Consider the following 13,094-nt stretch of genomic DNA (forward strand, 5'->3'; position numbering starts at 1 on the left):
CGTGGACAAATTGCCCTTTTTGAATCCATGAAAGGATATCGCACGCTTCGAAATCAAGTTTTAGCTAATCTTGAGGCAAATTTGCCTAAGACCTTGACTTACCATGCGCTGGAGCATACACTCGATGTCCTAAACGTGTGTAACCAGTATATAAAGCGGGAAAAGATTCCTTACAAAGAAAGATACCTACTGAGAGCCGGCGCGATAGTTCACGATATGGGTTTTTTAAAAGGGCCTGCCAATCATGAGGAAGTCGGGGCAGGAATGGCGGAAATAATCCTGAAAGATTTGGGCGTTGATCAGCCTGATATTGTAGTGATTAGAGGATTGGTCATGGCAACTAAAATCCCGCAAAACCCTCAAAATCACCTTCAGCGTATTATCTGTGACGCAGACCTGGATTACTTGGGGAGAAAGGATTATCCGGAAATCAGCCAGAAATTGTTTAAAGAACTGAAGAATATGAATGTGATTTCTACGGCTCAGCAATGGAAGGATCTACAGATTAATTTTTTGAAAGCGCATCATTTCCATACGCCGTTTGCGATTAAGAATAGAGAACCGAAGAAGCAATTCTGGCTGAAAAAACTGTTGGACTCTTAACCCATCCTTCCTAGCTGAAGCGCTCTGGCACTGTCCATTTTGATGAAGATAAACAGCAAAATGGTAAATGACCAAAGCGAGGAACCTCCATAACTAAAGAATGGAAGCGGAATTCCCACCACCGGAAATAAACCAATGGTCATGGCAATATTGATCATGAAGTGAAACATCAGAATGGAGATCACACAATAGCCATATATTCTGTTAAACCTGTTCTTTTGGCGCTCAGCCATAAATACCAATCGGGTAAGTAACGTGACAAAGAGTGAAATCACCACCAAGCTGCCTAGCCAGCCAAACTCTTCTCCTAAGGTGCAAAAAATAAAATCTGTATGCTGCTCCGGCACAAAGTCGAACTTCGTCTGCGTGCCTTGTAAATATCCCTTTCCGGCAAGCCCTCCAGATCCAATGGCGATTTTGGATTGGGTGACATTCCAGCCAACACCCAGCGGGTCGATGTCTGGATTGAAGAGCACCATTATCCTGTTTTGCTGGTGTTGTGGTAATTTGGACACCGCAAAATCAAGGCTATAAGTGAAGGCAATTAATGCAATGCCGATGACACTGAAGCCTATAATCTGCTGTGGGGTCTTTTTACCCATTAGGATAAGGATGGCCACTATAATGACGATAGCCCCAGCCAAATAGAGGTTATTTTCTATGCCTAACGCAAGTAATGTTATCGTTATCATGCCGAGGCCGAGCACGTAGTATTTTTGCGGCAGCCCCTCTCTATAGAACATGATGAACATGGAGAAATAAACCATGGCTGTTCCTGTATCCGGCTGAAGAATAATCAAAATTATAGGCAATAAAAGCACACCAAATGCCTGTAATTGATACTTGGTTTTGGATAGATCAAAGGTGGGCCTTTCCATAAATTTGGCCAAAGCCAGAGCCGTTGCAAATTTTGCAAATTCTCCCGGCTGAATACGAAAGGAGCCAACGCCAATTGTAAGGATTTGCCCATTTACTTCCTTTCCAATAAAAGGAGTGAGTAGTAGCAAGACCAGCATGACTAGGTAGATGGGGATTGCCAGATTTTCGAAAAGCCGGTAATCTGCTGCCATGATTACAATGATGATGGCAACCGCAGTTCCTATCCAGACAAGTTGGATACCTGAGTTGATTGAGGTGTCGAAGATGCTTTTGTCCACTTGTCCATCATATACTGCGGCGTAGATATTAAACCAGCCTATGATGACCAAAGCGAAATAGATCATAACGGTGATCCAATCCACCCGATTTATGTTGATATCCGTCTCGCGCATTAGTAAATGAAATTTCCAGCTAGAACATATTCTTCCAGAGCAGGTCTGGATATGCTGTCTTTCAGGTATTTTTCTATCATCAGGGAAGCGGTACTTGCCGCAGCTCTACCTCCCCAGCCTGCATTTTCCACATAGACTGCTATAGCGATCTGCGGATTGTCTTTTGGTGCAAAAGCAATAAACACCGAGTGATCCTCCCCGTGTGGGTTTTGGGCAGTACCGGTCTTTCCTGCGATCTGGATATCCTTCATGATCGCCCGTGTGGCTGTTCCATACAATGCTTCAGCCATCGCGTCCTGCACCATATCAAAATGATGCGCATCCACCCCCACCATATGTTTAGTCTGGTATTCTGCGGGGATTTTGGTATTGTCTCCGTCAATAGCTCGAATCAAATGTGGAGTGTAGTAATAGCCTTTATTTGCAAAAATCGCTGCAAGGTTTGCCATTTGAAGTGGGGTGACCAAAAGCTCTCCCTGACCGATGGAAAGGGAGTAAATGGTGGAATATTTCCAACGACCTTCTCCATAAACCCTATTGTAATACTTACTTGAAGGAACATCGCCGATTTTTTCATTTGGCATATCTACGCCCAATTGACCGCCTAGGCCAAACTTCAACACATGATCCCGCCATTCATCTAGGCCGATCTCTGTGTCCTTGTAGGTATTACTGGATACTTCCTGATTGATAATTTGTCTGAAAGCCTGGTGATAATAAGGATTGCAGGAATTTCTGATCGCTCCAAACAGATTGACAGGAGAGGGGTGATTGTGGCAGGCAACTAGCGATTTATTGCAGGCAAATGTAGTTTCTGGTGTTAGGATTCCTTCTTGAAGACCAATAAGACTTTGCACGATTTTGAAGATGGATCCCGGAGGATAAGTCGCCATGATCGGACGGTTAAAAAGCGGCTTTGTTTCTAGCTTATTCAGTTCCGTATAATTTTTCCCAAAATCCGAACCCGTTAGACTATTTGGATCATAGAAAGGAGCAGAGATCATAGACAGGATTTCACCTGTTTTTGGCTCTATTGCCACCACAGAGCCTGTTTTGCCCATCATCAGCATTTCTCCATATTTCTGGAGTTCCATATCGATGGAGGAGTTGATATTATGGCCTGCTACCGAAGCGGTATCGTATTCACCGTCCTTGAATGGCCCCTTATCTATTCCGCGCACATTCACCATTTTGTACTTCACACCTTTTTGTCCACGGAGTTGATCCTCGTAGAATCGCTCCATACCGCTCAGGCCTACATAGTCTCCCTGCACGTAATACCCAGAACTGTCGCGCTCCAGCTGTCTGCCGCTGATCTCACCGATATATCCCAGGGCATGTGATGCAATAGGGTTAGGGTAGGAGCGTACAGATCTAGTCATGATAAATAGACCTGGGTAGTCAATTAGGAAATCTTGGATTCTCGCAAAGTCATTGGTAGATATTTGCTTGATAAAAGTGGAGGGCTTTACCGGCGAATAGTTTCTGGCAGCTTGATAAGATTCTATCAATTGCTCTTTGCTGATCTTAAAAAGTTCTAAGAAGCGGGTGGTGTCACCTACCTCAAACTCTTTGGGAACAATCATCAAATCAAAAATAGGATTGTTGTAAACCAGCAACTTTCCGTTTCGGTCGTAAACTAACCCACGGTAGGGGTGATCGACTATCCGTTGAATAGCATTCCGCTCAGCTCTTTTCATGAAGCTGTCGTCCATCACCTGTATCATAAATAGCTTGGTCAAAAGTACCGCGCCGACTATGAAAACAAAGATTATTATTACTACGGGCCTTTGGTCGTTCATCAGATTCCTCTCCTGCGTTTGAAGAACAGTAGTTGTACAATTATAGCCAAAATGACTGTAAAAATCGAGGAGAAAAGGCTTTTGTTTAGTACGCCAAATAATCCCCCTGTCCCCCACTGATCTGCAGTGAAAAACATCAGCGAAAAGGCAAAAACCAAAGGCAATGAGTAGCTAATGTACCAGCCAATTCCCATTTCCCGTAGGGTCGGGCTGTTGCTGTCATCATAGCCTCCATTAGGGCTGATCGCTTTCAGCCAATAGGTACGAAGAAATGCCAAGAGTGTGGCTGCTGCCGCATGCAAGCCGAGTGTATCGTAAAAAACATCAATTAGCAGCCCTAGACCGAAGCTGATCAAAATCAGGGGAAAACTGCGCATGCTGATCGGAAAACTCAAAATGGCCAATAGATAAATGAAACAGAAAGCCACACCAAAAAGAGCTACATTTTTCAATAGCAAAATCTGTACTGTACAAAGGCAAATCACCATGAAAATATAGGTGATCAGGTTTCTAAAATTCATTTTCTATTTCTGATTGCTTTTGCAAAGAATCGATTTCGTTTAATTGACTGTTTTCTACCAAATAGACATAATGTGCTTTGCTGAAGTCAGCACTTAGCTTAACCACTATGTCCAAGTAGTTTGGGTCTTCTCCTTGATTGACACTTTCTATGATTCCTACCAGAATACCTTCCGGAAAAACTGCACTGAACCCTGTAGTCACTATGGTGTCCCCAGCGCTTGCAGTCACGTGACGTGGTACATAGAGGAGTTTCGTTTTTTGGGAGTCTTGTCCATCCCACTTAGCCGTACCGAAGGAGTCGTTGTTTTTTATTTTGGTCGAGAGGTTCAGTTCCGTATTCAACAGGGAGAATGCTACCGAGTAGTTTTCAGACACTGATTTCACGCGTCCGATGACCCCTTGCTCATTGAAAACTCCCATTCCGGGTTTTATACCGTCATTAGAGCCCTTGTTCAGGGTAAGATGGTTTTGCGCAAAACGCAAAGAATTGCTGATGATTCTAGCCCCTTTGAAATTGTATTGTGCTTCGAATGCAGAATCCAATTCCAATTTTAAGCTATCCGGGCTTGAATTGATGGTCTTAAGTTGTTCAAGCAAAGCTGCATTTTGAATCACTAGCGCTTCATTATTTTCCGCTAGGGAAAAGAAATCCACCACATCTGAGCGGGTCTTGAGAACCGATCCGGTTATTGCATTGGAACTGTTAAAGAAAGCTGCACCCTGAGGGGAATTATTGGAGACGATTAAACTGATCGCCAATACTTCAAGCAAAACAAATAAAAGAAAAGACCTTAGGCTATAAAGGAATTGAAGGATGCGTAGCATTCGGGGTTTAAGTCATCAATACTGTTCGGAAATTCTGTACGTTTTTCAAGGCTGTGCCCGTTCCTCTCACTACAGCTCTCAGTGGATCTTCTGCAATGTGGATAGGAAGCTTGGTTTTCTGATGCAGTCTTTTGTCCAGACCTTTCAGTAGTGCTCCACCACCTGTGAGGTGAATGCCGTTGTCATAAATATCAGCGGAAAGTTCCGGAGGAGAAATCTCCAAAGCCTTCAATACCGCTTCTTCTATTTTCGAAACTGACTTATCCAAAGAGAAAGCGATCTCAGAGTAAGAAACCTTAATCACCTTAGGAATACCTGTCATCAAATCACGGCCTCTGATCTCATAATCTTCCGGCGGCTCATCGAGTTCTGTCAAGGCTGATCCAATGGCAATTTTTACTTTTTCAGCAGAACGCTCACCGATCAGCAAGTTGTGCTGACGACGCATGTAGTCCAGAATATCTTTGGTGAACGTGTCACCGGCTACCCTGATTGACTGGTCTGCCACGATTCCGGAAAGTGCGATCAAGGCAATCTCTGTAGTACCACCTCCGATATCCACGATCATGGATCCCATCGGTTTTTCGATGTCGATCCCGATACCGATTGCCGCAGCGATTGGTTCGAAGATCATATATACTTCTTTGGCTCCAGCATGCTCCGCAGAGTCGCGCACAGCGCGTTTTTCCACCTCTGTAATTCCGGAAGGGATACAGATCACCATGCGGTGGGACTGAGGAAATAAGCCTTTTTTCTGCCCAGGAATCATTTTGATCAATCCTCTGATCATTTGCTCTGCGGCGTAGAAATCTGCTATCACCCCATCTTTCAATGGGCGGATAGTTTTTATATTTTCATGCGTTTTCTCATGCATGTTCATTGCTTCCCTACCTACCGCTAAAACGCGGTTGGTAGTTTTGTCAATTGCGATGATGGAAGGTTCATCTACTACAATTTTATCTTTATGAATGATCAGGGTGTTTGCAGTACCGAGGTCAATTGCAATATCACTAGAGAAAAAGTCAAATAATCCCATTTTTAGGTATTGATTGTATTTACTGGAGTTAAGAGTTTAATATACTACGCTAAGTATTCATATTAAACGGGGGTCGGCAAAATTATTATCTTAATGGGACAAATTTGATAGAATCGGGATATTTTTTGGTAACAATATGAAATGATTGTGAGGCAGCTTTAGTTTGGGGAAGTTTTTTCTGTGGAAAGCTAATTGGCGCTAAATCTTGATTTATTAGACCTCATTGTTTTTAGTGTAAAATTATTTTACCTTTGCGTCGTATTCGAAAGTTTCTGGAGGGGACACCATATGGTCCCCTTTTTCATTATGCATACTATGACTGAATTGAAGCAAGCTATCGAAGAGATTGTAGAGAAGCATCTTCCGGATGAAAATCATTTCGTTGTTGAAGTGAAATTGTCTGAGAGATCAGGGAAAACCCTCCTCAACATTCTTTTGGATGCTGATGAAGGTGTGACTATACAGGCTTGTGCTAAGCTGAGCAGAGCTGTTTCTGAAGAGCTTGAGGCCAAAGAAATGATGCCTGAGGCTTATATTCTGGAGGTTTCATCTCCCGGATTGGATTTTCCTTTGAGTAGCAGAAGGCAATTTCAGAAAAATATCAACCGGGAGCTACTGGTTTCTTTGACTTCGGGAGAAGAGGTTTTGGGTAAGCTTTTGGAGGTATCAGAAGCAGGGATAAAGTTACTGGTGAAAAAGAAAAAGGAAAAGGGCAAGAAAGCCACTGAAGAGGAGGTTGCTCTTCCTTTCGAAGAGATGAAGAAATCAATTGTACAAGTATCTTTTAAATAAATAAAATGGATGCCAAAGTCTTAATAGAATCCTTCGCTGAATTTGCGAGATCTAAAAATGTGGATCGACCTACAATGATCCGTATCTTGGAAGATGTGTTCAGAGCTATGATTCGCAAGAAGTTTGAAACTGATGAAAACTTCGATGTGACCATTAACGCTGATCAAGGTGACCTTGAGATATTCCGTATCCGCGAAATCGTCGATGATGATTCTGAGGATATTTGGGATTTAGACAAAATCAGTTTTACGGAAGCCCGAAAGATCGAACCTGATTTTGAAATAGGAGAAGAAGTTTACGAGAAAATTGAATTGGAGGCTTTTGGAAGACGTGCGGTTCAGATGGCCCGTCAGACATTGATCCAGCGTATCAAAGATCTTGAAAAAGATATTCTTTATAATAAGTATGAGGAACTAGTAGGTGAGATCGTAAGTGCGGAAGTTTACCAGATCCTGGGAAGAGAGATTCTTCTAATGGATGGGGAGGGCAACGAACTTATCCTGCCTAAAGCAGAGCAAATCTCTAAAGACCGCTTCAGAAAAGGCGATACCGTGAAGGCTATTGTTCACCGAGTAGATATGTCTAACGGTAACCCAAAGATTATTCTTTCCAGAACTTCTCCGGTTTTCTTGGAGCGCTTGTTTGAGAACGAAGTTCCTGAAGTTTACGATGGATTGATTACGATCATCAAAATCGTAAGAGAGCCAGGAGAAAGAGCTAAAGTTGCAGTAGAGTCTTACGATGATCGTATTGATCCTGTAGGAGCTTGTGTGGGAATGAAAGGATCGAGAATTCATGCTGTGGTAAGAGAATTGCAGAATGAAAATATCGATGTGATTAATTACACCGAAAACCTGGATTTATATGTCACTCGTGCCTTGAGTCCAGCTAAAGTTTCTTCGATCACTGCGAATGAAGAGACAAAAAGACTATCCGTTTTCCTTAAGCCTGACCAGGTTTCCCTGGCCATAGGTAAAGGTGGATATAACATCAAACTTGCCAGCAGATTGGTAGGTTATGAGATCGACGTATTCCGTGAGTTGAACGAATACGAAGAAGAAGATGTCGATTTGATGGAGTTTGTTGATGAAATCGACGGCTGGATCATAGACGAATTAAAGAAGACAGGTCTGGATACTGCGAAGAGCGTATTGAGCCTGACTAAAGAGGACCTGACTCGTAGAACAGAGCTTGAAGAAGAAACTGTTGACGAGATATTCAGGATACTCGGACAAGAATTTGATCAATAAAACGGGAAAAAATCCCCGTGTAATACCCTAATTATTTAAGATTTCGAAAGAAGTTTTTGCTTATGTCAGAAGAAAAAATGATGCGTTTAGGCCAAATAGCCAGAAAACTCAACGTGGGTACGGCAACCATAGTTGAGTCTTTGGCTAAAAAGGGCTATGAGGTGGAGAATAATCCTAATTCAAAAATCAACATGAGTCAAGTTGAGATGCTGAATAAGGAGTTCAAATCTTCTGCCCTGGATAAAGAGGAGGCATCGCACCTCTCTATAGGGAAGCGCCATGAGCCTATCTCAATAGAGCCTGAAACTCCTAAAGAGGAGCCAAAACCAGCGCCAGCGCCAACGCCAGCTCCTGAGCCTAAGGCACAGGAAGCACCAAAGCCAGCAGCTCCTGCTCCAACTCCAGCCCCTGCTCCAAAAGCAGCGGAGGAACCAAAGCCTACACCTGCGCCATCTTCTGCACCTACTCCGCCTGCCGATCCGGAGACAGTATCTACCGAAGCCCCGAAATTAGAGGGTATTAAAGTCTTGGGTAAAATTGACTTAAGCAAAAACACGAGTTCTGTTCCTAGACATAAACAACAGCACGGCCAGAATAAGCACGGTCAAAAGCATGGAGACTCTAGGAAACCACAGCCAGCTCAGCAAAATAAACCTCAGCCTAAACCCGCTCAGGAAGATAAAAAGCCGAATGCTCCTCAAGCGCCCCAGGTTAAAAAAGAACAGCCAAAACCTGCTCCACAACAGCCAAGTACACCCGTACCGCCAAAACCTGTTGATCAGGTGATCTCTGCAAAAGCAGACTCACTTAAGGGGTTAACTGTTTTAGGTAAAATAGAACTACCTGCAGATCGGCCTAAGAAAAAAGGTGGGCCAGTGGCTTCTTCGGATGAAAGAGGTAGAGATAAAAAACGTCCGCGCAAGCGTATAGATAAACCAGGAACACCAGGTCAAGGCAATCGCCCAGGTGGTGGACCAGGTGGACGACCAAATCAGGGCGGTGGAAACCGTCCAGGTGGCAACCAAAGAGGTGGAGCACCAGTGAGAGCTCAAAAAGCAGAGCCAACACAAAAAGAAATTCAGGATCAAATCAAACAGACGCTAGCTCGACTTCAAGGCAAAAGTGCAGGAGGAGGAAAAGGCAAAAGCCGTAGAGACAAGAAAGCTGAAAGAGAGAGAGATGTTGATTTCGAAACAGAAGAAACAAAAATCTTAAAAGTAACTGAGTTTATCTCTGCAAATGACTTAGCAGCATTGATGGATCTGTCTGTTAATCAGATTATCTCTGCGTGTATGTCATTAGGCATGTTCGTTTCTATCAACCAGCGTTTGGATGCAGAAGCGATCACTATCATTGCTGATGAGTTTGGTTATGAAGTAGAATTCACCAAATCTATCGAAGATGAAATCGAGGTAGAAGAAGCAGACTCTCCGGAAGAATTACTAGAAAGAGCGCCGATTGTCACCATCATGGGTCACGTCGATCACGGTAAGACTTCCTTGCTGGATTACATCCGTATGTCCAAAGTGACAGCAGATGAGGCAGGAGGAATCACCCAGCATATCGGTGCCTACGATGTAATGACCAAAACCGGTCATAAAATTGCGTTCTTGGATACTCCAGGTCACGAAGCCTTTACAGCGATGAGAGCACGTGGTGCGAAAATTACTGATGTTGCGATTATCGTGATTGCGGCAGATGATAGCATCATGCCTCAGACTAAAGAAGCGATCAATCACGCTCAGGTAGCTGGTGTACCGATGATATTTGCGATCAACAAAATAGATAGACCAAACGCTAACCCAGCCAAGATCAAAGAGGAACTTGCCAACATGAATCTCCTGATTGAGGAATGGGGTGGTAAATATCAGTCACAGGATATTTCTGCTAAAACAGGTGAAGGTGTTGACGATTTGTTGGAGAAAGTTCTCCTGGAATCTGAAGTATTGGAACTTACTGCCAATCCTGACAAAAATGCAGCAGGTACAGTGATCGAAGCATCCCTTGATAAGGGACGTGGATATGTATCTACTATCATGGTTCAGGCTGGTACCTTGAGAATCGGGGATATTATCCTTGCCGGTCAGCATCACGGTCGTGTGAAAGCAATGTTTGATCACAAAGGAAAGAAGCTGAAAGAAGCTGGACCATCTACTCCTGTTCAGGTTTTAGGTCTTGGCGGAGCTCCTCAGGCAGGTGATATCATCAAAGTTTATGACACTGAGCGTGAGGCTAGAGATATTGCGAACTCAAGAGAGCAGATCCAGAGAGAGCAAAGCTTAAGAACTAAGAAGCATATTACATTGGATGAGATCGGTCGTCGTTTGGCTATCGGATCATTTAAAGAATTGAATATCATCATCAAAGGTGATGTGGATGGATCAGTGGAAGCACTTTCTGATTCATTATTGAAACTTTCTAAAGATGAAGTGAAAGTTAGCATTATCCACAAAGGTGTGGGTCAGATCTCCGAATCTGATGTATTGCTGGCTTCTGCTTCAGATGCCATTATCCTTGGATTCCAGGTAAGACCTTCTTCCAATGCTAAGAAATTGGCAGAGCAGGAAGAGATCGAAATCAGACATTACTCTATCATCTACGATGCGATCAACCAGATCAAAGATGCTATCGAGGGAATGCTAGAGCCGGAATTTGAAGAGGTGATCACTGGTAACATCCAGGTTCGTGAAGTATTCAAAATCACTAAAGTCGGAACTGTTGCAGGTTCTTATGTGACAGATGGTTTTATTACCAGAAAGAACAAGATCCGCGTGATCAGAGACGGTATTGTGATCCACGAAGGCGAAATCGATCAATTGAAGCGATTCAAAGACGATGTAGCTGAAGTGAAAGCTGGTTACGAATGTGGTATCTCCATCAAAGGCTTCAACAACATCGAGATTGATGACACCATTGAAGGCTACGAAATGAAAGAGATCAAGCGTAAGAAGTAAATTTCGCTTAGATATTACTAATTGAAAGGAACAGCATTGCTGTTCCTTTTTTAATTTTATAGGATGAAGGAAGCTGTTTTAATCCTAGGTTGGATTCTGTTCTATTTTTGTCTAGTCAGTCTGATAGCCGGTTTGATAAGACCTGTTCTAGTTCTTTGGTTTTTGGATAGGATGAATCGTCTTAAAGTCCTAAAAATTTATGGAATTATTTCCCTTATTCTTTTAGCTTTTCTTCTTTTGACAGAATATTATTTTAATTAAGGAATTATAATAGCGTTTAGTTTCGAATTAGTGATTTTTCATAAAATTATCATTAAGTAATTTGAGTGAGCGTTGGTTTTACAAATTGAATTTTACTACTTTTCGGATTGTAATAAACCCAGAATTGAAAAACTTCCTTTCCATTTTTCTGCTGCTCTGCTTTGCGATGTATCATTTTGGATACTATGCATTCTATTTTTCCTATGATCAGCATCTAGAACGCCAGTGGGAGGCGATTATCTATAGTGATAATGCTCAGGAAATAGAGCAAACGATTGTAGAAATCCCGCTTTCGGCGCCATATATGGCCAATCAGGACGAATTCCAGCCAACCAACACTTCTTTTGAGAAGGATGGGAAATTTTACCGAGCGATCAAGCAACGTTATCAAAATGACACCTTGCAAGTGGTGGTGGTACCCGATACCGCTCGTGGCGTGTTAGACAATACCGTGAAAAAGTGGATTTCCTTCCTGACGGATGATGAAATTCCTCAGGACCAAAATGGGAAGACGGTGATTAAGCTGGTCGTTAAAGATTATCTTCAGCCAAATCCATTTTTATTTGAAGCGTACACATCGACACCATTTGATCTTTCAATAGGTCAAGTTTTTTTTCAATATGCAAATCCTACTGATGGCATAGAATCACCACCTCCCCAGTTTTCCTAATTTATTTCTTTCGATTATTTTCTTTTGCTAATTCTAACTAAATGAATTTAGTAAAAGATAGATCGCGCATTTCTCTCTATGGCCAGTACAATGAGCTAGAGAGATTATGCTTAATCTATTAGGAATCAATACTAAATACTATGAAAAATTACTTCAGGACGCTGGTTCTCCTAGCAGGAGGACTGGGGCTGTCCTATATAACTATGGCCCAAACTCCAACAGACGGTTTGATGATGCCAAAAGGTGATATCTGTTTTTTACTCAACTACGAGTACGGACAGTTTGATCATTATTGGGAGGGAGAGACTCTCCGAAAAAACGGAACTATTGCAAAGGTGCAGCGGAGAACGGCCTTGGTAATGGCTGCTTACGGGATCTCAAATAAATTGGATGCCTATGTAGGTCTTCCGCATGTGAGTACTAATTCTACCACTCCAAACGGTGGCAAATTTGCGGGAGCATCAGGTATTCAGGATTTATCATTGGGCTTGAAATATGAAGCGCTTCGAAAAAGAGGTGAGAAAGGTGAATGGACAGCATTTGGTTCAGTGGTGTTTTCTACCCCAGTTTCTAATTATCTATCCGATTATCAGCCATACAGTATAGGGATTGGAGCTCCACAGATTGCTTGGAGAGCATTAGTAGAATATGAATGGAACAACGGTTTTTATCTCCGAGGGAATGGGGGATATACCTGGAAAGGCTATACCGAAGCCGAGCGTGAGTACTACTACAATGAGGGGAGTTACTATACCGCATGGATGGATGTGCCAAGTGCCTGGACCTATGAAGCGGTCTTGGGGAAATGGTTTATGGATAAATCTTTACGGGTGGAATTGAGCTATAATTCTTCTATTTCGACTTCGGGCGATGATATTCGGGCTTATAATGCTCCTCAGCCCACGAATAAAGTGGATATGGATCGAGTGGGAGTATTTGCTCAGTACTTTTTCAAAAAGCCAAAAGGGTTGGGTATCGTAGCATCCTATAGCCGTGTTATACATGGCAGAAATGCTCCCGAGATGACAGCGATTAGTGCTGGAGTCACCTATCAATTCGGCCTTTTCACTCCTAAAAATTAAGAATATGAAAATATTTCGACTAACAA

The 13,094-nt window shown here is 42.7% G+C and carries 11 protein-coding genes; 6 read left to right on the forward strand and 5 right to left on the reverse strand.

What is annotated here, in order from left to right; all coding sequences use genetic code 11:
• Positions 1-27: 27 nt before the first annotated feature.
• Positions 28-603 carry an HD domain-containing protein gene (locus BM386_RS14695; protein WP_091695678.1) on the forward strand — a complete coding sequence of 192 codons (576 nt, stop codon included), beginning with the start codon at positions 28-30 and terminating at the stop codon, positions 601-603.
• Here BM386_RS14695 and rodA read toward each other — a convergent pair.
• The 5 genes from rodA to BM386_RS14720 are packed head-to-tail and all read right to left on the reverse strand — an operon-like array spanning position 600 to position 6,059.
• Positions 600-1,874, reverse strand: coding sequence for a rod shape-determining protein RodA (rodA, locus tag BM386_RS14700; RefSeq protein WP_091695680.1), 1,275 nt, complete (start codon positions 1,872-1,874; stop codon positions 600-602). The genes BM386_RS14695 and rodA overlap by 4 nt on opposite strands.
• Positions 1,874-3,676, reverse strand: a complete 1,803-nt coding sequence (gene mrdA / locus BM386_RS14705; protein WP_091695681.1) for a penicillin-binding protein 2 — start codon at positions 3,674-3,676, stop codon at positions 1,874-1,876. Before mrdA ends, rodA begins: the two co-directional genes overlap by 1 nt.
• On the reverse strand, positions 3,676-4,197 hold the full coding sequence (locus BM386_RS14710) for a rod shape-determining protein MreD (protein ID WP_091695683.1): 522 nt from the start codon (positions 4,195-4,197) through the stop codon (positions 3,676-3,678). The genes mrdA and BM386_RS14710 overlap by 1 nt, the downstream gene beginning before the upstream one ends.
• Positions 4,187-5,023 (reverse strand): rod shape-determining protein MreC, encoded by an 837-nt coding sequence (gene mreC / locus BM386_RS14715; protein ID WP_091695684.1) that lies wholly within the window; start codon positions 5,021-5,023, stop codon positions 4,187-4,189. The genes BM386_RS14710 and mreC overlap by 11 nt, the downstream gene beginning before the upstream one ends.
• Positions 5,024-5,030: 7 nt before the next feature.
• Entirely contained in the window at positions 5,031-6,059 is a 1,029-nt protein-coding gene (locus tag BM386_RS14720) for a rod shape-determining protein (RefSeq protein ID WP_091695686.1), read from the reverse strand.
• Positions 6,060-6,374: 315 nt separating this feature from the next.
• On the opposite strand from BM386_RS14720, the gene BM386_RS14725 reads away from it, so the two are divergent.
• The 5 genes from BM386_RS14725 (at position 6,375) to BM386_RS14750 (ending at position 13,068) form a co-directional block, all read left to right on the forward strand.
• A complete protein-coding gene (locus BM386_RS14725) occupies positions 6,375-6,851 on the forward strand; it encodes a ribosome maturation factor RimP (RefSeq protein ID WP_091695687.1) in 477 nt (158 codons plus the stop codon).
• A gap of 5 nt (positions 6,852-6,856) precedes the next feature.
• Positions 6,857-8,101 (forward strand): transcription termination factor NusA, encoded by a 1,245-nt coding sequence (gene nusA, locus BM386_RS14730; protein WP_091695689.1) that lies wholly within the window; start codon positions 6,857-6,859, stop codon positions 8,099-8,101.
• Between the two features lie 62 nt (positions 8,102-8,163).
• A complete protein-coding gene (gene infB, locus BM386_RS14735) occupies positions 8,164-11,055 on the forward strand; it encodes a translation initiation factor IF-2 (RefSeq protein WP_091695690.1) in 2,892 nt (963 codons plus the stop codon).
• Positions 11,056-11,440: 385 nt separating this feature from the next.
• Entirely contained in the window at positions 11,441-11,986 is a 546-nt protein-coding gene (locus BM386_RS14745; protein WP_244545538.1) for a hypothetical protein, read from the forward strand.
• Between the two features lie 140 nt (positions 11,987-12,126).
• Positions 12,127-13,068 (forward strand): transporter, encoded by a 942-nt coding sequence (locus tag BM386_RS14750; protein WP_091695694.1) that lies wholly within the window; start codon positions 12,127-12,129, stop codon positions 13,066-13,068.
• The last annotated feature ends 26 nt before the right edge of the window (positions 13,069-13,094 follow it).

The organism is Algoriphagus locisalis, assembly GCF_900116615.1.
GTDB classification, from domain to species: domain Bacteria; phylum Bacteroidota; class Bacteroidia; order Cytophagales; family Cyclobacteriaceae; genus Algoriphagus; species Algoriphagus locisalis.

Excerpts from the sequence above, each read along its gene's own strand:
- BM386_RS14720 (WP_091695686.1), bottom strand. The coding sequence starts at position 6,059 with ATGGGATTATTTGACTTTTTCTCTAGTGATATTGCAATTGACCTCGGT.
- infB (WP_091695690.1), top strand. The coding sequence starts at position 8,164 with ATGTCAGAAGAAAAAATGATGCGTTTAGGCCAAATAGCCAGAAAACTC.
- BM386_RS14750 (WP_091695694.1), top strand. The coding sequence starts at position 12,127 with ATGAAAAATTACTTCAGGACGCTGGTTCTCCTAGCAGGAGGACTGGGG.
- BM386_RS14710 (WP_091695683.1), bottom strand. The coding sequence starts at position 4,197 with ATGAATTTTAGAAACCTGATCACCTATATTTTCATGGTGATTTGCCTT.
- BM386_RS14695 (WP_091695678.1), top strand. The coding sequence starts at position 28 with ATGAAAGGATATCGCACGCTTCGAAATCAAGTTTTAGCTAATCTTGAG.
- mrdA (WP_091695681.1), bottom strand. The coding sequence starts at position 3,676 with ATGAACGACCAAAGGCCCGTAGTAATAATAATCTTTGTTTTCATAGTC.
- rodA (WP_091695680.1), bottom strand. The coding sequence starts at position 1,874 with ATGCGCGAGACGGATATCAACATAAATCGGGTGGATTGGATCACCGTT.
- BM386_RS14725 (WP_091695687.1), top strand. The coding sequence starts at position 6,375 with ATGACTGAATTGAAGCAAGCTATCGAAGAGATTGTAGAGAAGCATCTT.
- mreC (WP_091695684.1), bottom strand. The coding sequence starts at position 5,023 with ATGCTACGCATCCTTCAATTCCTTTATAGCCTAAGGTCTTTTCTTTTA.
- nusA (WP_091695689.1), top strand. The coding sequence starts at position 6,857 with ATGGATGCCAAAGTCTTAATAGAATCCTTCGCTGAATTTGCGAGATCT.